Raw genomic sequence first — 21,852 nt, forward strand, 5'->3', positions numbered from 1 at the left:
TGTGGGGGTCAGTCGCGCGCGGGCTCCACCGCGTCGGCGGCCGTCGCGCGCTCGAAGCGGCCGTCCAGCTTGGCGACCAGACCGGTGACCTGACGCGCGATGTCGGGGGCCGTCAGGCCGATCTCGGCCATGACCTCTTTGCGCGAGGCGTGGTCGAGGAAGCGCGGCGGGATGCCGAAGTCACGCAGCGGTACGTCGACGCCCGCGTCGCGCAGGGCCTGCGCGACGGCTGAACCCACGCCTCCCACACGGGAGTTGTCCTCGACGGTGACGACGACGCGGTGCTGCTCGGCGAGCGGCGCGAGCGCCTCGTCGACCGGCTTGACCCAGCGCGGGTCGACGACGGTCGTGGTGATGCCCTGCTTGTCGAGGAGGCCGGCGATCTCCAGGCACATCGGGGCGAGCGCCCCGACGGAGACGAGGAGCACGTCCGGCTTGGCCGCGGACGGCCTGCGCAGCACGTCCATGGCGCCGACCTTGCCGACGGCCGGGACCGCGGGTCCGACGACGCCCTTCGAGTAGCGGACGACGGTCGGCGCGTCGTCGACCTCGACGGCCTCGCGCAGCTGGGCGCGCAGCTGCTCGGCGTCGCGCGGGGCGGCCAGGCGCAGGCCGGGGACGACCTGGAGCATGGACATGTCCCACATGCCGTTGTGCGAGGCGCCGTCGTCGCCCGTGACGCCGGCCCGGTCCAGGACGAACGTGACACCGCACTTGTGCAGCGCGACGTCCATGAGGACCTGGTCGAAGGCGCGGTTGAGGAACGTCGCGTAGACCGCGAAGACCGGGTGCACCCCTCCGGTGGCGAGACCCGCGGCCGAGGTGGCGGCATGCTGCTCGGCGATGCCGACGTCGTAGATGCGGTCCGGGAACGCGTCGGCGAACTTCTTCAGGCCGACGGGCTGGAGCATCGCGGCGGTGATCGCGACGATGTCCTCGCGGTCGTGGCCCAGCTTGACCATCTCGTCGCCGAAGACGGACGTCCAGCTGGCGGCCGAGGCCTTGATGGCCAGGCCGGTGTCCGGGTGGATCGGGCCGATGCCGTGGAAGCGGTCGGCCTCGTCCTGCTCGGCGGGCTTGTAGCCGCGGCCCTTCTCGGTGAGGCAGTGCACGATGACCGGTCCACCGAACCGCTTGGCGCGGGCCAGGGCCGACTCCAGGGCCTCGATGTCGTGGCCGTCGATGGGGCCGACGTACTTCAGGCCGAGGTCCTCGAACATGCCCTGCGGGGCGATGAAGTCCTTGAGGCCCTTCTTGGCGCCGTGCAGGGTCTCGTAGAGCGGTCTGCCGACGACCGGCGTGCGCTCCAGGAGGTCCTTGCCGCGGGCCAGGAACCGCTCGTAGCCGTCCGTGGTGCGCAGGGTGGCCAGGTGGTTGGCGAGGCCGCCGATGGTGGGGGCGTACGAGCGCTCGTTGTCGTTGACGACGATCACGAGGGGGCGGTCCTTGGCGGCCGCGATGTTGTTCAGGGCCTCCCAGGCCATGCCGCCGGTGAGGGCTCCGTCGCCGATCACGGCGACGACGTGGTCGTCCTTGCCGCGCACCTCGTTCGCCTTGGCGAGGCCGTCGGCCCAGCCGAGGACCGTGGAGGCGTGCGAGTTCTCGATCACGTCGTGGTCGGACTCCGCGCGCGAGGGGTAGCCGGACAGGCCGCCCTTGGTGCGCAGCTTGCCGAAGTCCTGGCGGCCGGTGAGCAGTTTGTGCACGTAGGACTGGTGCCCGGTGTCGAAGAGCACCCGGTCCTTCGGCGAGTCGAAGACGCGGTGCAGCGCGATGGTGAGCTCGACGACGCCGAGGTTGGGGCCGAGGTGGCCGCCGGTCTTGGATACCGCGTCGACCAGGAAGGTCCGGATCTCGCCTGCCAGCTGGTCCAGCTGTTCCAGGCTGAGCCGGTCCAGATCGCGCGGTCCCGTGATGCGGGTCAGCAGCGGCACCCGTGCCTCCTTGCGATAGAGCTGTTCGAGCTTTTGCCGGGCCTGTCGAGTCTAATGTTCCGCCTTGGCGCGCTGCGCCAGGGCTGTGCGTTGTACATCACGCGATCGGCCGTACCCGCGGGGTACGCACGTTCGGTAGCGCTCTCAAGACATGGCTGTGCCCGGCGTCGTCATTGGCGCCGGGCACAGGGTCAGGGAGGTACGGGGCCGCTGGGGCGAAGGGTCCTAGGCGCGGCCTGCCGACTTCTGGGTCTTGCGGGTGACCGAGTCGATGACGACCGTGGCGAGGAGCACGCCGCCGGTGATCATGTACTGGATCGGGGTGGCGATGCCCTGGAGAGCCAGGCCGTACTGGATCGACGTGATCACGAGGACACCGAGCAGGGCGTTCCAGGTGCGGCCCCGGCCGCCGAAGAGGCTGGTGCCGCCGATGACGGCCGCCGCGATGACGTTCATCAGGAGGTCGCCGGAACCGGCGCTCTGGTTGGCCGCCGCGATCTTGGAGGCCCAGAAGAGACCGCCGACCGCCGCGAACAGACCCGCGACGGCGAAGACCGAGACACGGACCGCCGTGACGTTGATACCGGCACGGCGCGACGCCTCGACGCTGCCGCCGAGCGCGAAGATCTTGCGGCCGTACGAGGTACGACGCAGCACGAAGTCGCTGCCGACCAGGACGATCGCGAACAGCAGCACGGCGAGCGGCAGGCCCTTGTACTGGTTGAACATGATCGCCACGCCGAAGGCCGCGACCGCGAGCAGCGCCGTGCGCAGCACGAGCTCGCTCATCGGGCGGGACGGGATGCCGGCGGCCTCGCGGCGCCGGTTGCCGAGGAACGCCGTCAGGAAGTACGCGGCAACCGCGACGAGCGCGAGCCCGTAGGCGGCCGCGACGTCCGAGAAGTAGTACGTGGTGAGCTTGCCGACCACGCCGTCGCTGTCGATGTTGATCGTGCCGTTGGAGCCGAGGATCTGGAGCATGAAGCCGTTCCAGAACAGCAGGCCGGCCAGGGTCACGGCGAACGCGGGGGCGCCGATCCGGGCGAAGAAGAAGCCGTGCAGGGCGCCGATGACGGCACCGGCGGCGAGGGCGGCGAGGACCGCGACCCACTCGTTGACGCCGTGGGTGACGCTCATCACTGCCGTGATCGCCGCGGAGACACCCGAGACGGAGCCCACCGACAGGTCGATCTCGCCGAGCAGCAGCACGAAGATGATGCCGACCGACATCATGCCCGTCGCGACCATGGCGACGAAGATGTTGTTGAGGTTCTCGGCGCCCAGGAACGCCGAGTTCAGGCTCTGGAAGATCGCGCAGATGACGATCAGGCCTATGACGACCGGGGTGGCGCCGAGGTCACCCGCGCGCATCTTGCGCTTGAACTCGCTTATGTAGCCCGCGAATCCCTGCTCACGCACGAGGAGGCGGGGGTCGATGGCCACGCTCGCGTCGCCCGCGGCCGCCGGGGCGTCCACGGCGGCGTGCGGCTTGTCGGTCTTTTCGATGCTCACTTCTGAGCCTCCGCGTTGCTGCGCGCCGCACGACGGGTCACGGCATTGTCCGTGGCGCCGGTGATGGCGGAGATGATCTCTTCCTGCGAGGTCGTCTTGACCTCGAACACACCGTTGTTGCGGCCGAGCCGCAGGACGGCGACCTTGTCGGCGACGGCCTTCACATCGGCCATGTTGTGGCTGATGAGGATGACCGCGTGCCCGCGCTCGCGCAGCCGCTCGACGAGGTCGAGGACCTGAGCGGTCTGCTCGACACCGAGGGCTGCCGTCGGCTCGTCGAGGATGACCAGCTTGGGCTCGCCGAGCATGGAGCGGGCGATGGCCACGACCTGGCGCTGACCGCCGGAGAGCGAGGCGATCGGGATGCGCACGCTCGGGATGCGGATGGAGAGCGTCTCGAGGAGCTCCCTGGAGCGGCGCTCCATCTCGACCTCGTCGAGGACACCGCGGCGCTTGAGCTCACGGCCCAGGAAGAGGTTGCCGACGACGTCGATGTTGTCGCACAGCGCGAGGTCCTGGTAGACGGTCGCGATGCCCAGGTTCTGGGCGTCGTGCGGCTTGTTGACCGCGACGGCCTTGCCGTCCCACTCGATGACACCTTCATCGATGGGGTGCACACCGGCGATCGTCTTGACAAGGGTGGACTTTCCGGCACCGTTGTCGCCGACCAGGGCGACCACCTCACCGGCGTGGACCTCAAGCTCTACATCGGTGAGCGCCTGGACGGCACCGAATCGCTTGGAGACTCCGCGCAACGCCAGCACGGGCGTAGCGGACACGTGAACCATCTCCTTCGCCGCCTAAGGCCTGACCCGGCGGGAGGTTGAACAGAAAAGACTGAGAGGGGGGTGCGTACGTGCAGGGATGGTGCTGTCGTACGTCGTTCCGTCCGGCGCCCCGCCGTTGAGCTTGCGGGGCTGTCGGCGGCAGGGCGCCGGACGTGCTCACACGGGGCGCTCCTTCAGGGTGCGCTCATGTCCCGTGCAGGACCAGGGAGTTGCCGACCGGCGACTCCGGCCTGGTTACTTCAGGCCGAGCTTGTCGCAGGCGGCCTTGTACTTGGCCGTGCAGATCTCGCCCAGGGTGTAGTAGCCCTGCTTGACGACCGTGTCCTTGATGTTGTCCTGGGTCAGGGAGACCACCGGGACGATCACGGAGGGGACAGCCTTCTCGGTGCCGCTGTCGACCGTGCTGGTCTTCAGGGAGCTGTCGAGCTTGCCCGTCTTGGCGATCGAGACGGCCATCTTGGCGACGGTCTCGGCCTCCGCCGGGTACGACTTGAAGACGCTCATGTACTGGTCGCCCGTGACGATGCGCTGCACACCGGCGAGCTCGGCGTCCTGGCCGGTGACCGGCGGGAGCTTGCTGAGGCCCGCAGCCTTCAGGGCGGTGATGATGCCGCCCGCCATGCCGTCGTTGGCGGAGTAGACGCCGGCGATCTTGTCCTTGCCGATCGCGGAGATGGCGCCTTCCATGTTCTGGTTGGCGTTCTCCGGCTTCCACTCCTTGGTGTCGTAGGACTTGGCGACGGTCACCTTGTCCTTGAGCACGGAGAGGGCGCCCTTCTTGAAGAAGGCGGCGTTCGGGTCGGTGATCGCGCCGTTCATCATGACGATCTTGCTGCTCTTGGTGGCCTTGGAGCCCATGGCCTTGAGGAGCGCCTCGCCCTGCGTCTTGCCGACCTCCTCGTTGTCGAACGAGGTGTAGGCGGCGATCGGGCCCTCGGCCAGGCGGTCGTACGCGACGACGGGGATGCCGGCGGCCTTGGCCTTCGTCACACCGCCCGCGACGGCCTTGTAGTCGACCGCGTCCAGGATCAGCACGTCGACCTTCTTGGTGATCATCGTGTCGATCTGCTGCGACTGGACGGTCGCGTCCTGCTTGGCGTTCAGGTACTCGACCTTGCCCTTGCCATTGGTCAGCGTCGAAATCTGCTTCTCAATGATCGGCTTGTCGAACTTCTCGTAGCGCGCGGTCTGGTTCTCCGGCAGCAGCAGGCCGACGGTGATGGCGTCGCCCTTCTTCGAGCTCGCCTTGTCGCCGCTGTCCTTGTCGCCGGACTCCTTGGCGCTGCCGCAAGCGGCGAGAGAGACGGCCATACCAGTGGCACAGAACGCAACGGCGGCACGACGCATACGCGTGTTCACTTCAGAAACCTCCCTGACGAGGCCGCGACGTTGCGGCCGAGGTAGCGGGAAGTCAACTCGGCCGCAACCCCGGCGTCAAGGAGTAAATCCTTAACGAGATGGCAACGGTGTCATGCGTTCTCTAAGTGAAGGCAGGTGCCGCCACAGCCAGAGATCCGTCCAAAAGGGTCGAATCGCCCATCTCGCTGAGCGCCAGGGCGAGCGCCCCGAGCACCTCCGCGCGCCCGCCCAACGCCCCTGGAAGGACGGACAGTTGACGCGCCGCACTGGGGATCGCATAGCGCCCCACGGACTCCCTGATGGGCCCCAGGACCAGCTCTCCGGCCTCCGCCAGATCGCCGCCGAGGACGACCCGGCTGGGGTTGAGCAGGTTGCAGAGATTCGCGACACCACTGCCGATGTGACGGCCCACGTCGGCGATCACCCGCCGGCACCCCGGGTCGCCGTCCCGCGCGAGCCGCACGACGGACTCCATGGTCAGCCCGGTGCCGTGGCTGGACTCCAGGAGCGGCAGCACGTAGCGCGCCGCGGTGAAGGTCTCCAGGCAGCCGCGGTTGCCGCACCGGCAGACGGGACCCGACTCGTCGAGGGTGATGTGCCCGATCTCGCCCGCGGTCCCGCCGGGGCCCCGGTAGATCTTCCCGTCGATCACGAGCCCGGCGCCGACACCGCTGGCGACCTTGATGTACGCGAGGTCCTTGACGCCGCGCCCGCTGCCCCAGACCAGCTCGCCGAGGGCACCCAGGTTGGCGTCGTTGTCGACGTGCACGGGCACACCGAGGCGTCTGCTCATCTCCTCGGCGGGCTTGGTGCCGGTCCAGCCCGGCAGGATCGACGTGGAGCCCAGCGTGCCGCTCTCCACGTCGATGGGGCCCGGCACGCCGAGCCCGACGCCCGCCACCTTCGTACGGTCCACGCCGGTGGCCGCCACGAGCCGCTCGACGAGCTCCTCGGCCCGGTCGAAGCCCTGCGCCGCGGAGGCGTCCACATCGAGGGGCTCGGCCTCCTCGGCGAGCACCTGGTGGGCGAGGTTGCCGATCGCCACGCGCAGGTGGGTGTGGCCGAAGTCGACGCCGATGACGATGCCCGCGTCACCGCTGAGCGAGACGCTGCGGGCCCGCCGGCCGCCGGCCGAGGTGGGCGTGACCTCGACGGTCCCGCCGTCCTTGAGCTCCCGGACGATGTTGGAGACCGTGGCCGCGGACAGGCCGGTCGTCCTCGCGATCTCCGCCTGCGTGAGCGATCCGGCGAGCCGCACGGCGCGTACGACCCGCTCCAGATTGGCCCGATGCAGCGACGACTGCGACCCCGGAGTCTCCATTGACTCTCCACCCTTAGCCCCTGGCTCGCGTCACACCGGGTGACTGAGCCTTGTACAAGTTATGAACTCCAAACTCCGCTGGATGCACCCGTGGCGTCAAGCCCTTGACAGAAATCGGTTCCATCCGCCGTACACAGGGGTCGGGCCCCGGAGAGACAACTCTCCGGGGCCCGACCCCCGTGCGCAGCGGGTGAAGCAGCGGTTACGTGATGGCGTCGGCCGCCGGACCGGCAGAGCGACCCGGCCGGCCGTACGGCGCGACGGTGGGCGTCAGCGGAAGGTGCCCTGCGACACCGAACCGGCGATCCGGCGCTGGAAGATGATGTACACGATCAGTACGGGCACCACCGTGACCACGATCGCCGCGAACAGCGCGCCGTAGTCGATGTCGTAGACCTGCGAGGACGCGTAGGCGGACATCCCCTGGGTCAGGACCCACTTGTCCTGGTTGGTGTTGAGCGCCACCGGGAGCAGGAACTGGTTCCACAGCCCCAGGAAGTTGAAGATCGCCACCGCGGCCATGCCCGGACTGGCCATCGGCAGCATCACCTGGAAGAACGCCCGCCAGTCACCGGCACCGTCGATCAGCGCGGCCTCGTACACGTCGTGCGGCAGCGACCGGAAGAACGCGTAGAGGAAGAACACCGTGAACGGCAGCGCGAACGCGACATAGGTGAGGATAAGCCCCGGACGCGTGTTCAGCAGCCCGAAGTTCTGCAACTGGAAGAAGAGCGGCACGATCGCCAGAAAGACGGGGAAGGTCAGGCCGGCGAGCATCACGTAGTAGATCAGCCGGCGGCCGGGGAATTCGAACCGGGCCAGGATGTAGGCGCACATCGCGCCCAGCAGCATCACCAGGAACAGCGCGGAGACAACGACGATCACCGAATTCAGGAAGTACTTCCCGATGTTCGCGTCGGTCCACGCGTGCTCGTAGTTCTCGATCCTCCAGTGATCCGGCAGCGTGAACGGCGACGACAGGATCTCGCTGGTCGACTTGAAGGACGACACCAGCACCCACAGCATGGGCACGATCACGATCACGGACCACAGGATCAGCAAGCCGTGCGAGAGCGCCGCGAACCTGCGGTCGCTGCTCACGACGGCTCTCGTCAGCTTCCGGTCTCGCGCCGGCTTGCGGTCACTCGCCTGCTTCCGGTCGGCGGCTATGGCGCTCACTGGGCACCTCCCTTGGCTCCGGCACGCCGAGCCTTGAACCCAGACGCTTTCTTCTTGCCCTCGCTCTCGCCGCCGCCCGTCAGGCGGTTGACGGCGAACACCAGCGCCGCGAACACCAGGGTGACCACGGCGAGGACGACCCCCATCGCGGTGGCGTATCCGAACTGCCCCTTCCGGAAAGCGGTGTTGAACAGATCCTGGCTGATCGTAAGGGTCGAGTTGGCCGGCCCACCGCCCGGCAACAGCGCCTGTACGTAGACGAACGCGTCCAGCGCGGCGATGCCCAGGTAGATGTACGCCGTCTGCACGCTGTCCCGGATCGCCGGCAGGGTGACCGAGATCGTCATCCGGAACCGGCCTGCCCCGTCGATCCTGGCCGCCTCGTACAGCTCGGCGGGGACTCCCTTGATCGCGGCGATGAAGAGCACCGCGTAGAACCCGACGAGCCCCCAGACGATGACGAACATCAGGGCCGGCATCGCGGTCGACTCCTGGCCCAGCCAGGAGAACTCCTCGAAGTCAAGACCGAGTTTGGTGAGGATGCCGTTGAGCAGGCCGGCGTTCGGGTCGTACATCTGCGCCCAGATCAGGCCGACGATGATCGCCGGCACGACATACGGGAAGAACGAGACGATGCGGTAGAACGACGCGCCCCGGATCCCTCGGACGGGGCCGATGCTGGGCCCGCCCAGGGTGACGGCCACCGCTACCCCCAGGGCGAGCGTCAACGTCACCAAGGGCACGAAGGCCGCCAGCAACGCGACATTGCGCAACGCCTTCAGGAAGATGTCGTCCTCGAGCAGCTTGGTGAAGTTGTCCAGCCCGATGAAGTCGTAGTCCGGGCTGAAGCCGCGCCAGTTGGTCATCGCCCAGAAGATCGCCTGAACGAAGGGGTACAGGACGAAGAGTACGAAGATGGCCAGCGGTACACCGAGGAACGCGAGGAAGAACGTCACCCGGTCGAAGGTGAGCTTGCGGCGTCGGGGACGCCCGCCGCGAGCGGCCGGCGTCGGCCGGCTGCTCGCGGTGTCGGAGGTGGTGATCGTGTCTTTCATCGCAGTGCTAGCTGACCTTGATCTTGTCGACGGAGTCGTCTTCCCGGACCTTGTCGGAGATCTTCTGCAGCGCCGAGGTCAGGCCCTTGGCGTCGAGGTCACCGGCGAGGAACGAGTTCCACGGCACCAGCTGGTCGGTGTTCATGCCGTAGGCCTCGACGAAGTTGTAGGTGAAGATGTTGGTGCCGGCGGCCTCCAGCATCTTCGTCTGCGAGACGAGGGCGGACGATCCGTAACCGTCGGCGGGCACGGTGCCCTTGACGATCGTCGGGGCCAGCTTCGTCTTGGAGAAGTTGGCCGCCGCCTTCTCGGACAGCATCGCGCGCAGCACTTCCTTGCCGCCGGCCGGGTTCTTGCCCTGCTTGGGCACGATGAACGGCTCGCCCGCGGCCGCGCGCAGCGACTCGTAGGGCATCTTCGGCTTGTCGGTGAGCGTCATCGACGGGAAACCGGTCATCTGGAAGTCGGCCTTGGTGGCCTTCTTCATCTCGTTCTCGATCCAGCCACCGGACGGGTAGAGCAGCGCCTTCTGGTCGTTGCTCCAGATCGCCTGCGCCTTCTGGAACTGGGTGCCGGAGCCACCGGGGACGAACATCTTCTGCTTGACCATGGTCTCCATGACCTTGATGACGCCCTGGATGGCCGGGTGCGACCAGCAGCCCTTCTCCAGGTTCTCCAGCGCGAGCCGGACCTCGTCGCCGCCCTCCTTGATCGCCGAGTCGATCAGGAGCGTGCGGTAGTAGGTCGCCGCTTCCTTGCCGTGGACGAAGAGGTACTTGCCCTTCTTCTTCGCCTTCTGGCCGAGGTCGAGCGCCTCGTCCCACGTCTTCGGCGGGGTCCAGCTGTTCTCCTCGAACAGCGTCTTCGAGTACCAGACGCCGTACACCGTCATCACGTAGTTGAGCGCGACGAACTTGTCCTTGAACGTGCCGGGGGCCTTGACGCCGGGGTAGACGATGTCGGCGATCTTCTTGCCCTCGTACGTGTTGGCCTCGAAGAGGTCGTCGAGTTCCTCGAGCTGGTCGAGGATGCTGAGGAAGCCGATCTGGTCCTCACCGGAGTTGTCGATGAGGTCCGGCGGGTTGCCGCCGACGAACCGGGGCTGGAGCTCCGGGGCGATGTCGACGACCGGCTTGACCTGGACCTTGAGACCCTTGATCTGGTCCCCGACGACCTTGTTGGTGTAGTCGACGTAGTCGGTGCCGTAGCCGCCGTCGAAAATGGCCGCGTCGACCTTGGAGTTCGCGGCGACACCGAACGGGTTCTTGGCGCCCTTCTTGCCCTTCGGGCCGCCGTCACCGTTGTCCTTGCTGGAGGGAGAGCCACACGCAACCGCGAACGAACCCATGGCTGCAGCTGCGATCGCCCCGCGCAGGAGCGTCCGCCTGTCAAGAGAGCCGGCACGAATGGTCATCTCTGCATCCTCACTGATCGATTGGATCTGTACGGTTTGCTGCGTGTTCGGCTGCCGGGCCGGGGTGGCCCCGTGCTTGCCGCACTTCTCTTTGAGCGCGTCCTGGTGTGGGTCTCCGCCTGAAAGTTCGGCGGAGATGCACATCGGGGCGTTTCGCCGTCGTCTCGGAGCCGCTCAGCGGCACCGATGGTGATCAGCTGAGTGATGTGGGAAAAGCGGTCGCCGGGGCCGTGGTTGGAGCGACAGTCGCGCTCCGCTCGATCAGATCGCGATGGCCTACGCCGGGGGTGGATCCCATGCTCAAGTCCTCGCCTTCTCCAGGACTCAGGCGGTGAACCGGATCCTCCCCGGCACCGCGGTGATGTGAAGCTGGGGTCGTGCCTGATGTCTACACGCCGGGATCGGTCGGAAACACACGGCCGACGGCGCTCGGATACGCGCCTCACCGTTTCCCCCATCCCCCCGCGCTGTCCGCGGCCGGTGGAAACGGCTGGGCAGACGCCGACAGGTATAGTCCACTTCACATAAACTGGGCAAGATCGAATGCAGGTTTGGACGGCGTTCTTTCCCGAGTTGAGACCTCTCGGATATATGAGGCGCCCTTGAGCGGCCCATGCGTGCCCCGGACGACCGATAACCTCGCTTAATGGATGGTCGCGCCACTCTTCTCGTCCCGAGCGCCGCGACCGTCGATCTCAACACCCTTGACACCACAGGCGACTTACCTCCCTACTGGACCTTGCGCTGCGAATTGACAACGTTGTCTCGCGCCGGGAGGGTGCTCGCGAATGCATGGCATATCCAGACACAGACTTAGGTCCACGGCCGCCCTGGGGGCGGCCTCACTCGCGCTCGTCGCCGCCGGTCAGGGGGCGTCCGCCGCCTCCCCCGGCCAACGGCCGCACGCCGACCGCGAGTTCAGCTCCTCGTTCGAAACGGGCGATCCCGCCCCGACCTGGCTGAACACCGTGGATACCGCCGCGGACGGGACGAAGCGGTCGTCCGAGGTCGACGGCGGCGACAGCGGCGGACTTCCGGGCAATGTCAACAGCCATGTCACGGAGGTCCGCGCCAGCGACGAGAACGCGGGCGGCGGTGAGACCAAGGAGAACCTCCTCGACGGCGAGTCGAGCACCAAGTGGCTCTCGTTCGAGCCCACGGCCTGGGTCGAGTACGACCTGGACGCGCCGGCCAAGATCACGACGTACGCCCTGACGTCGGCCAACGACCACGCCGAGCGCGACCCGAAGGACTGGACCCTCAAGGGTTCCACCGACGGCAAGGAGTGGACGACGCTCGACACCCGCACCGGGGAGAGCTTCGCCGACCGCTTCCAGACCAAGAAGTACGACCTCCAGAATCCGGCCGAGTACCAGCACTTCCGGATCGAGTTCACCAAGAACAACGGCGCGGGCGACGCCACACAGCTCGCCGACCTCCAGCTGGCCACCGCCGACACCGGCTCGCCCACGCCCGACGACATGCTCTCCCTCGTCGACAAGGGCCCCAGCGGCTCCCCCACCGCCAAGGCGGGCGCGGGCTTCACCGGCAAGAAGGCCCTGCGCTACGCGGGCACACACAAGGCCGACGCGCGCGCCTACTCGTACAACAAGGTCTTCGACGTCGACGTGGCCGTCGCCCGTGACACGGAGCTCTCGTACAAGATCTTCCCGTCGATGGCGGACGGCGACCGCGACTACGACGCCACGAACGTCTCCGTGGACCTCGCCTTCACCGACGGCACCTATCTGAGCGACCTGAAGGCCACCGACAGCAACGGCGGGCTGCTGACGCCGCAGGGCCAGGGCGCGGCCAAGCGGCTCTACGTCAACCAGTGGAACGCCGTCGCGTCCTCCATCGGCTCGGTCGCGGCCGGCAAGACCGTCGACCGGATCCTGGTGGCGTACGACTCGCCGAAGGGCCCGGCGAAGTTCCGCGGCTGGGTCGACGACATCGCGCTGAAGGCCGCGAAGCCGGAGCCGCCGAAGGCGCATCTGTCGGACTACGCGGTCACGACGCGCGGCACGAACTCCAGCGGCGGCTTCTCGCGCGGCAACACGTTCCCGGCCACCGCGGTCCCCCATGGCTTCAACTTCTGGACGCCGGTGACCAACGCCGGCTCGCTCAGCTGGCTCTACGACTACAGCCGCGACAACAACGCGGACAACCTCCCGACGATGGAGGCGTTCAGCGCCAGCCATGAGCCCAGCCCCTGGATGGGCGACCGGCAGACGTTCCAGATGATGCCGTCGGCGGCGTCCGGCACCCCGGACACCTCCCGCACCGGCCGCGCGCTGCCGTTCAAGCACGAGAACGAGACGGCCCGCCCCTATTACTACGGGGTGCGCTTCGAGAACGGCCTCAAGGCCGAGATGACGCCGACCGACCACGCGGCGATGCTGCGGTTCACCTACCCCGGTGACGACGCGAGCGTGATCTTCGACAACGTCTCCGACCAGGCGGGCCTCACGCTCGACAAGGACAAGGGCATCGTCACCGGCTACTCGGACGTGAAGTCCGGGCTCTCCGCAGGCGCGACCCGGCTCTTCGTCTACGGCGTCTTCGACACCCCGGTCACCGGCGGCGACTCCACCGGCCCCAAGGGCTACCTCCGCTTCAAGCCGGGCGCCGACAAGGCGGTCACCCTGCGCCTCGCGACGTCCCTGATCGGCATCGACCAGGCCAAGGCGAACCTCGCGCAGGAGCTGCCGTCCGGGTCGTCGTTCACGTCCGTGCGGGACAGCGCCCGCGCGCAGTGGGACAAGCTCCTCGGCAAGGTCGAGGTGGAGGGCGCCACGGCCGACCAGCGCACCACCCTCTACTCGTCCCTGTACCGGCTGTACCTGTACCCCAACTCCGGCTTCGAGAAGGTCGGTTCGAAGTACCAGTACGCCTCGCCGTTCTCGCCGATGCCAGGTCCGGACACCCCGACCCACACCGGCGCGAAGATCGTCGACGGCAAGCCGTACGTCAACAACGGCTTCTGGGACACGTACCGCACGACCTGGCCCGCGTACTCGCTCCTGACGCCGAAGAAGGCGGGCGAGCTCGTCGACGGGTTCGTGCAGCAGTACAAGGACGGCGGCTGGATCTCGCGCTGGTCCTCACCGGGTTACGCGGACCTGATGACCGGCACGTCGTCGGACGTGGCGTTCGCCGACGCGTACGTCAAGGGCGTCAAGTTCGACGCGGAGGCCGCGTACAAGGCGGCTCTGAAGAACGCGAGCGTCGTGCCGCCCGCGGCCGGCGTGGGCCGCAAGGGAATGCAGACGTCGCCGTTCCTCGGCTACACGAGCACGGACACCCACGAGGGTCTGTCCTGGGCGCTCGAGGGCTACCTCAACGACTACGGCATCGCACAGATGGGCCAGGCCCTCTACAAGAAGACCGGCGAGAAGCACTACAAGGAGGAGTCGGAGTACTTCCTCAACCGGGCCCGCGACTACGTGAACATGTTCGACCCGAAGGCGGGCTTCTTCCAGGGCAAGAGCGAGAAGGGCGACTGGCGCGTCGAGTCGTCGAAGTTCGACCCGCGCATCTGGGGCTACGACTACACGGAGACCAACGCCTGGGGCTACGCCTTCACCGCCCCGCAGGACTCGCGCGGGCTCGCCAACCTCTACGGCGGACGCGACGGCCTCGCCAAGAAGCTCGACACGTTCTTCGCCACCCCGGAGACGGCGACGAACGACGTCGCGGGCTCGTACGGCGGCGTCATCCACGAGATGACGGAGGCGCGTGACGTCCGGATGGGCATGTACGGCCACTCGAACCAGGTGGGCCACCACATCACGTACATGTACGACGCGGCGGGCCAGCCGTACAAGACGCAGGAGAAGGTCCGCGAGGTCCTCTCCCGGCTCTACACGGGCAGCGAGATCGGCCAGGGCTACCACGGCGACGAGGACAACGGCGAGCAGTCGGCCTGGTACCTCTTCTCCTCGCTCGGCTTCTACCCGCTGGTCATGGGCAGCGGCGAATACGCCATCGGCTCCCCGCAGTTCACGAAGATGACGCTGCATCTGGAGAACGGCAAGGACCTGGTCGTCAAGGCTCCCAAGAACAGCGCGAAGAACATCTACGTGCAGGGGCTGAAGGTCAACGGCAAGAACTGGACGTCGACGTCGCTGCCGCACTCCGTCGTCGCGAAGGGCGGGGTCCTGGAGTTCGCGATGGGCCCGAAGCCGTCGAAGTGGGGCACCGGCAAGAACGCGGCGCCGGTCTCCATCACGCAGGACGACAAGGTGCCGTCGCCGCGCAAGGACGCCATCACGGGTTCGGGTCCGCTGTTCGACAACTCCTCGGCGACGAGCGCGAGTTCGGAGTCGGTGGAGCTGCCGGTCGGCGCGGACGGCGCGAAGGCCGTGCAGTACACGCTGACGTCGGACGACAGGGCGAAGGCCCCGGCGGGCTGGAAGCTGGAGGCCTCGGCCGACGGCTCGTCGTGGCAGACGCTGGACCAGCGGTCCGGCGAGTCCTTCTCCTGGGACAAGCAGACGCGGGCGTTCTCGGTGAGCAAGCCGGGCACGTACAAGCACTACCGGCTGGTGTTCACCGGTGGGGCCGCGACGCTGGCGGAGGTGGAGCTGCTGGGCTAGGCCCGGCCTTGAAATGTGATGGCGCCGCTGAGCCAAGCGGCGCCATCACGCATTCAATTACGTGGACAGGGCCTCGTCGGCCCGCCTAATGTCTGATCCGAACCGTGACGCAGACCGAGGAGGTGGGACCCATGACCGCAGTACGTATGTGGGTGCTCCTCCCTTTCCCACGGTCGGTCGGCTGACATAGGTCGCCCGGGAGCGCCTGGACAAGGTGATCCCGAAAGGCAGAGACCTATGAAGTCAACACTGATCACGCGCGTCGCCGACAGGCAGTGGCACGCGCTCGAGGACGACCAGGTGGTCGGTCGCGGTGAAGCCTGGCCGCGGCACGACGGACGGCTGTTCCTCAGCATCGACACCTGGCAGGACGCGGCGTTCGGCCGGCTGGCCGATGCCATGCTCGCGGACCTGCCGAGGCCGCTGTACACGATCGTCGACGCCTCCGACGTGGACCTGAGGTCCCGTTGGGAGCGCGCCGGTTTCACGGTTCGGCGCCGCGAGTGGCTGTACCGCCTACCCACCGACCCGCAGGTCACGGGACTCGGCTCGGCGCAGCCGCCGTCGGGCGTGACGATCCTTCCCCCTGGTGAGTCGGAGAAGGATCCCCTGCGCGCCCTCGACCGCGCGATCCGGGACGAGGTCGAGGCCTCCGTCGGCTGGCAGGAGATGCCGGCCGAGGTGCTGCCACGCCTGGACGACGCCACCGTCGTGGACCCGACGAAGTACACGATCGCGATGGACGTGGAATCCGGCGAGTACGTGGGACTGCTCCGGATCGCGCCGGTGCCACGTCAGCCACGGATCGGCCTCGTCGCGGTCCGGTCCGACCGGCAGCGGTCGGGCATCGCCCGGTCGCTCCTCGCCGAAGTCCTCGGCTCCCTGCACCGGTCCGGAGTCCGGACCGCGACGGCCGAGGTCGGCGAGCGGAACGTCGCCGCCTCGGAACTCTTCGACAAGATCGGCGCCGAGCGCGTCGGCGCCAACCTGGAGGTCGTACTTCACTCATGACGAAGACAAACCCTGGAATCGAGATCGAGGGCACCGTCGTCGAGTGCTTGCGCAACGCCACGTTCCAGGTGGAACTGGCGAGCGGGCACAAGGTGCTCGCGCACATCAGCGGCAAGATCCGGAAGAACTACATCAAGATCCTGCCGTTCGACCGGGTGCTCGTGGAGGTCAGCCCCTACGACCTGACGCGCGGCCGGATCATCTTCCGCTACCGGAACTGACGCCGGGCCGGTGAACGGGTGAAGTGGCAGGCGGGCGTGAGGAGTTCACGCCCGCCTGCTCTCGCATTGCTTCCGCTCACTTCCGCCAGAACAGGTGGTGCGTCACCCTGCCGCCCGGGCTGGGCACGACGTCCACGTGGAAGCGGTCGCGCAGCTCGTCGGGCGACTCCCACAGCCGCGACCCGGATCCCAGCTTCACCGGCGAGACGGCCACGTGCAGGGTGTCGACGAGGTCGGCGTCGAGGAACTGGCGGATGACGTTCGCCCCGCCGCCGAGCCGGACATCCTTGCCCTCGGCCGCCTCCTTCGCCTGTTCGAGGACGGTGGCCGGGTCGGCGTCCACGAAGTGGAACGTGGTGTCGGACAGGGTGATCGACGGCCGCGCGTGGTGGGTCATGACGAACACGGGCGTGTGGAACGGCGGTTCGTCGCCCCACCAGCCCTGCCACTCCAGGTCCTGCCAGGGCCCGCGCTGCGGCCCGAACTTGCCGCGGCCCATGATCTCGGCGCCGATGTTGCGGTGGTAATCGCGGACGAGGTAGTCGTCGAGGCCCCGGGTGCCCCCGGGATCGGTGCGGGTCGGCCAGCTCGCCGTGGCACCGCACCACGAGAACATCTCCCCCGGATCGGCATGCCCGAACGGCCGCTCCAGACTCTGCCCCTCCCCGGCACCGAACCCGTCACCGGAGACGTTGAAGTTCTGGACCCTCAGCAGCTGCGTCACGTGTTCCTCCTGGGTTGCGGGTGACAGTGAGGAGACTCCCCCGGCCGGGAGAACTCATCGCCGTCAGGCCAGGCTGCCGGACGCGCAAAAGGGCCGCATCCCCGTCGCCGGGGATGCGGCCCTCAACTGCCCTGCCGACCGCTTACTTGCGGATCAGCGAGCGCAGCACGTACTGCATGATGCCGCCGTTGCGGTAGTAGTCCGCCTCACCGGGGGTGTCGATGCGGACGACCGCGTCGAACTCCACACCGGTGTCGGTGGTGACCTTGACCGTGCGCGGCGTGGTGCCGTTGTTGAGCTCCTCGACGCCGGTGAAGGAGAAGGTCTCCTCGCCGGTCAGGCCGAGGGACTCGGCCGAGGCGCCCTCCGGGAACTGGAGCGGCAGGACGCCCATGCCGATGAGGTTCGAGCGGTGGATGCGCTCGTACGACTCGGCGATGACGGCCTTGACGCCGAGGAGCGCGGTGCCCTTGGCCGCCCAGTCACGGGACGAACCCGAGCCGTACTCCTTGCCGGCCAGGATGGCCAGCGGGGTGCCCTGCTCGATGTAGTTGCGCGAGGCGTCGTAGATGAAGGAGACGGGGGCGCCGTCCTTCGTGAAGTCGCGGGTGTAGCCGCCCTCGGTGCCCGGCGCGATCTGGTTGCGCAGGCGGATGTTGGCGAACGTGCCGCGGATCATGACCTCGTGGTTGCCACGGCGCGAGCCGTAGGAGTTGAAGTCGCGGCGCTCGACGCCGTGCTCCGTGAGGTACTGGCCGGCCGGGGTGTCGGCCTTGATCGCACCGGCCGGGGAGATGTGGTCGGTGGTGACCGAGTCGCCCAGCTTGGCGAGGACGCGCGCGCCCGTGATGTCGGAGACCGGGGTGGTCTCCATCGTCATGCCCTCGAAGTACGGGGGCTTGCGGACGTAGGTGGACTCGGAGTCCCACTCGAAGGTGTTGCCGGTCGGGATCGACAGGGCCTGCCACTGGGCGTCACCCGCGAAGACGTCCTGGTAGGACTTGTTGAACATGTCCTCGCCGATGGAGTTGGCGACGACGTCGTTGACCTCGGCCTCCGTCGGCCAGATGTCCGCGAGGTAGACCGGCTTGCCGTCCTGGTCGATGCCCAGGGCGTCCTTGGTGATGTCGACCTTCATCGAACCGGCGATGGCGTACGCGACGACCAGCGGCGGGGACGCCAGGTAGTTCATCTTGACGTCGGGGTTGATGCGGCCCTCGAAGTTGCGGTTGCCGGAGAGGACCGACGTGACCGCCAGGTCGTGCTCGTTGACCGCCTTCGAGACCTCCTCGGGCAGCGGGCCCGAGTTGCCGATGCAGGTGGTGCAGCCGTAGCCGACGAGGTTGAAGCCGACCTTGTCCAGGTACGGCGTCAGACCGGCCTTGTCGAAGTAGTCGGTGACGACCTTCGAGCCCGGGGCGAGCGTGGTCTTGACCCACGGCTTGCGGGTCAGGCCCTTCTCGACGGCCTTCTTCGCGACGAGCGCGGCGGCGACCATCACGTACGGGTTCGACGTGTTGGTGCAGGACGTGATCGCGGCGACGGTGACGGCGCCGTGGTCGATCTCGTACGTCGAGCCGTCGGGGGCGGTCACCTGGACCGGCTTCGACGGGCCGCCGTTCGGGTGGTTCGCCGGGGCGTCGGAGGCCGGGAAGGACTCCTTGCCCGCCTCGTCGTCGTCGATGACGTAGTTGCGCACGTCGACGGCGAACTGCTGCGCGGCGTTCGCGAGGACGATGCGGTCCTGCGGGCGCTTCGGGCCGGCGATGGAGGGGACGACCGTGGAGAGGTCGAGCTCCAGCTTCTCGGAGAAGTCGGGCTCGGCAGCCGGGTCGAGCCAGAGGCCCTGCTCCTTGGCGTACGCCTCGACGAGCGCGACCTGCTGCGCGTCACGGCCCGTCAGCTTCAGGTACTTCAGCGTCTCGTCGTCGATCGGGAAGATCGCGGCGGTGGAGCCGAACTCCGGCGACATGTTGCCGATGGTGGCGCGGTTCGCCAGGGAGGTGGCGGCGACGCCCTCGCCGTAGAACTCGACGAACTTGCCGACGACGCCGTGCTTGCGCAGCATCTCGGTGATCGTGAGCACGAGGTCCGTGGCGGTGGTGCCGGGCTTGAGCTCACCGGTGAGCTTGAAGCCGACGACGCGCGGGATGAGCATCGAGACCGGCTGGCCGAGCATCGCGGCCTCGGCCTCGATGCCGCCGACGCCCCAGCCCAGGACGCCCAGGCCGTTGACCATCGTGGTGTGCGAGTCGGTGCCGACGAGGGTGTCGGGGTAGGCCTGACCGTTACGGACCATGACCGTGCGAGCGAGGTGCTCGATGTTCACCTGGTGCACGATGCCGGTGCCCGGGGGGACGACCTTGAACTCGTCGAAGGCGGTCTGGCCCCAGCGCAGGAACTGGTAGCGCTCCTTGTTGCGGCCGTACTCCAGCTCGACGTTCTGCGCGAACGCGTCGTTGGTGCCGAACTTGTCCGCGATGACGGAGTGGTCGATGACCAGCTCGGCGGGCGCGAGGGGGTTGATCTTCGCCGGGTCGCCGCCGAGCTCCTTCACGGCCTCACGCATGGTGGCGAGGTCCACGACACAGGGCACACCGGTGAAGTCCTGCATGATCACGCGGGCGGGCGTGAACTGGATCTCCTGGGACGGCTGGGCCTGGGAGTCCCAGCCGCCGAGCGCACGGATGTGGTCGGCGGTGATGTTCGCGCCGTCCTCGGTGCGGAGCAGGTTCTCAAGGAGAACCTTCAGGCTGTAAGGGAGGCGCGCGGAGCCCTCGACCTTGTCCAGCTTGAAGATCTCGTACGACTCGTCGCCCACGCGCAGCGTGCTGCGGGCGTCGAAGCTGTTCGCCGACACGACAGTCTCCTTCATATATGTGCGCGTTCCACCGCATCCTGCCGCCACGACGATTTCGCCGATCCGCTAAGGTAAAGCTAAGTTAGGTAACCCTTACTCAGCATGGCGGCTGCGGTGTGCCTCTATAGATATCTCGATGTCGAGATAACTCTAATACATGAGGCCGGACTGGTCATGCCCGGGTTTCGCCGAGCCGTCCCGCCGCGCCACCGGCGGACCGCCCTCCCCATCGTCCCGCACGCGCGCCGGCGCGCCACCAGGGCCGATTGACGGCCCGTCACCCCAATGGACCCACCGGAATGCGGCATCTCATATCTGAGATAGCCTGCCGCCATGGCAGACGACTACCTCGTACGTATCGGCAAGCTCATCCGTGACGCCCGACAGCACCGGGGCTGGACACAGTCGCAGCTCGCCGAGGCGCTCGGTACCAGCCAGAGCGCCGTCAACCGCATCGAGCGCGGCAACCAAAACATCAGCCTTGAGATGATCGCCCGAATAGGCGAGGCTCTCGACAGTGAAATCGTCTCTCTGGGCTACTCGGGTCCGATGCACCTGCGCGTGGTCGGCGGCCGCCGCCTGTCCGGGTCGATCGACGTGAAGACGAGCAAGAACGCCTGCGTGGCGCTGCTGTGCGCCTCGCTCCTCAACAGGGGCCGCACGGTCCTGCGCCGCGTCGCCCGCATCGAGGAGGTCTACCGCCTCCTCGAGGTCCTGAACTCCATCGGTGTCCGCACCCGGTGGATCAACGACGGCGTGGACCTGGAGATCGTGCCGCCGGCCGCCCTCGACATGGACGCCATCGATGCCGCCGCCGCCCGCCGCACGCGCTCGATCATCATGTTCCTCGGCCCGCTCCTGCACCGCCTCGACCACTTCAAGCTGCCGTATGCGGGCGGCTGCGACCTCGGCACCCGCACCATCGAGCCGCACATGATCGCGCTGCGCCGGTTCGGCCTGGACATCACGGCGACCGAGGGGCTCTACCACGCGCAGGTCGAGGCAGGTGTCGCCCCCACCCGGCCGATCGTGCTGACCGAGCGCGGCGACACCGTGACCGAGAACGCGCTGCTCGCGGCCGCCCGCCACGACGGCGTCACCGTCATCCGCAACGCCTCCTCGAACTACATGGTCCAGGACCTCTGCTTCTTCCTCGAGGCCCTGGGCATACGCGTCGAGGGCATCGGCACGACCACCCTCACCGTGCACGGCGTGCCGCAGATCGACGTCGACGTCGACTACTCGCCGTCCGAGGACCCGGTCGAGGCGATGAGCCTGCTGGCCGCCGCGGTGGTCACGGAGTCCGAACTGACGGTGAAGCGGGTGCCGATCGAGTTCCTGGAGATCGAGCTCGCGGTCCTGGAGGAGATGGGCCTCGACCACGACCGCACGGCCGAGTACTTCGCGGACAACGGCCGTACGCGCCTGGTGGACCTCACCGTCCGGCCCTCCAAACTGGAGGCGCCGATCGACAAGATCCACCCGATGCCGTTCCCCGGCCTCAACATCGACAACGTGCCCTTCTTCGCGGCCATCGCGGCGGCGGCCCAGGGCCAGACCCTCATCCACGACTGGGTCTACGACAACCGCGCGATCTATCTCACGGACCTGAACCGGCTCGGCGGGCGCCTCCAGTTGCTCGACCCGCACCGCGTCCTCGTCGAGGGCCCGACGCGCTGGCGCGCCGCCGAGATGATGTGCCCGCCCGCACTGCGCCCCGCCGTCGTCGTGCTCCTCGCGATGATGGCCGCCGAGGGCACGTCCGTACTGCGCAACGTCTACGTGATCAACCGCGGCTACGAGGACCTGGCCGAGCGGCTCAACTCCGTTGGCGCACAGATCGAGACGTTCCGGGACATCTGACGCGATCGGCGTC

Annotated in this window: 14 protein-coding genes; 4 read left to right on the plus strand and 10 right to left on the minus strand. The window is 67.8% G+C overall.

Going from position 1 to position 21,852, the window contains the following annotated elements; all coding sequences use genetic code 11:
• Positions 1-8: 8 nt before the first annotated feature.
• The 8 genes from dxs to ngcE form a co-directional block, all read right to left on the minus strand.
• Entirely contained in the window at positions 9-1,934 is a 1,926-nt protein-coding gene (gene dxs, locus OG456_RS08645; RefSeq protein ID WP_266558827.1) for a 1-deoxy-D-xylulose-5-phosphate synthase, read from the minus strand.
• Between the two features lie 225 nt (positions 1,935-2,159).
• On the minus strand, positions 2,160-3,446 hold the full coding sequence (locus OG456_RS08650) for a sugar ABC transporter permease (RefSeq protein ID WP_266558829.1): 1,287 nt from the start codon (positions 3,444-3,446) through the stop codon (positions 2,160-2,162).
• Positions 3,443-4,234 carry an ATP-binding cassette domain-containing protein gene (locus tag OG456_RS08655; protein ID WP_266558831.1) on the minus strand — a complete coding sequence of 264 codons (792 nt, stop codon included), beginning with the start codon at positions 4,232-4,234 and terminating at the stop codon, positions 3,443-3,445. Before OG456_RS08655 ends, OG456_RS08650 begins: the two co-directional genes overlap by 4 nt.
• Before the next feature lie 234 nt (positions 4,235-4,468).
• The gene (locus tag OG456_RS08660) at positions 4,469-5,593 is read right to left on the minus strand and encodes a substrate-binding domain-containing protein (protein ID WP_116508738.1); all 1,125 of its coding nucleotides are present in this window, start codon (positions 5,591-5,593) and stop codon (positions 4,469-4,471) included.
• Between the two features lie 121 nt (positions 5,594-5,714).
• On the minus strand, positions 5,715-6,914 hold the full coding sequence (locus tag OG456_RS08665; protein ID WP_116508740.1) for an ROK family transcriptional regulator: 1,200 nt from the start codon (positions 6,912-6,914) through the stop codon (positions 5,715-5,717).
• A 270-nt stretch (positions 6,915-7,184) separates the two neighbouring features.
• Positions 7,185-8,093, minus strand: a complete 909-nt coding sequence (locus OG456_RS08670; protein ID WP_266558836.1) for a carbohydrate ABC transporter permease — start codon at positions 8,091-8,093, stop codon at positions 7,185-7,187.
• Entirely contained in the window at positions 8,090-9,148 is a 1,059-nt protein-coding gene (locus OG456_RS08675) for a carbohydrate ABC transporter permease (protein WP_266558838.1), read from the minus strand. Before OG456_RS08675 ends, OG456_RS08670 begins: the two co-directional genes overlap by 4 nt.
• A gap of 7 nt (positions 9,149-9,155) precedes the next feature.
• On the minus strand, positions 9,156-10,562 hold the full coding sequence (gene ngcE, locus OG456_RS08680; protein ID WP_266558840.1) for an N-acetylglucosamine/diacetylchitobiose ABC transporter substrate-binding protein: 1,407 nt from the start codon (positions 10,560-10,562) through the stop codon (positions 9,156-9,158).
• A gap of 788 nt (positions 10,563-11,350) precedes the next feature.
• On the opposite strand from ngcE, the gene OG456_RS08685 reads away from it, so the two are divergent.
• From OG456_RS08685 to infA, 3 genes are all read left to right on the plus strand, one after another.
• Entirely contained in the window at positions 11,351-15,160 is a 3,810-nt protein-coding gene (locus OG456_RS08685) for a GH92 family glycosyl hydrolase (RefSeq protein ID WP_266558842.1), read from the plus strand.
• Between the two features lie 237 nt (positions 15,161-15,397).
• On the plus strand, positions 15,398-16,171 hold the full coding sequence (locus OG456_RS08690) for an N-acetyltransferase (RefSeq protein WP_266558844.1): 774 nt from the start codon (positions 15,398-15,400) through the stop codon (positions 16,169-16,171).
• Positions 16,168-16,392, plus strand: coding sequence for a translation initiation factor IF-1 (gene infA / locus OG456_RS08695; RefSeq protein ID WP_116508753.1), 225 nt, complete (start codon positions 16,168-16,170; stop codon positions 16,390-16,392). Before OG456_RS08690 ends, infA begins: the two co-directional genes overlap by 4 nt.
• A 76-nt stretch (positions 16,393-16,468) precedes the next feature.
• On the opposite strand, the gene OG456_RS08700 is transcribed toward infA, so the two are convergent.
• Both OG456_RS08700 and acnA read right to left on the minus strand, forming a co-directional pair.
• Positions 16,469-17,116: a dihydrofolate reductase family protein gene (locus tag OG456_RS08700; RefSeq protein WP_266558848.1), complete on the minus strand. Its 648-nt coding sequence runs from the start codon at positions 17,114-17,116 to the stop codon at positions 16,469-16,471.
• A 142-nt stretch (positions 17,117-17,258) separates the two neighbouring features.
• Complete coding sequence (acnA, locus tag OG456_RS08705; RefSeq protein ID WP_323136309.1) at positions 17,259-19,976, minus strand: aconitate hydratase AcnA; 2,718 nt, start codon at positions 19,974-19,976, stop codon at positions 17,259-17,261.
• 333 nt (positions 19,977-20,309) lie between these two features.
• Between acnA and OG456_RS08710 the strand changes: the two genes are divergently transcribed.
• Positions 20,310-21,839: a UDP-N-acetylglucosamine 1-carboxyvinyltransferase gene (locus tag OG456_RS08710; RefSeq protein WP_266558852.1), complete on the plus strand. Its 1,530-nt coding sequence runs from the start codon at positions 20,310-20,312 to the stop codon at positions 21,837-21,839.
• The last annotated feature ends 13 nt before the right edge of the window (positions 21,840-21,852 follow it).

Source organism: Streptomyces sp. NBC_01446 (assembly GCF_026340095.1).
GTDB classification, from domain to species: Bacteria; Actinomycetota; Actinomycetes; order Streptomycetales; family Streptomycetaceae; genus Streptomyces; species Streptomyces aureus.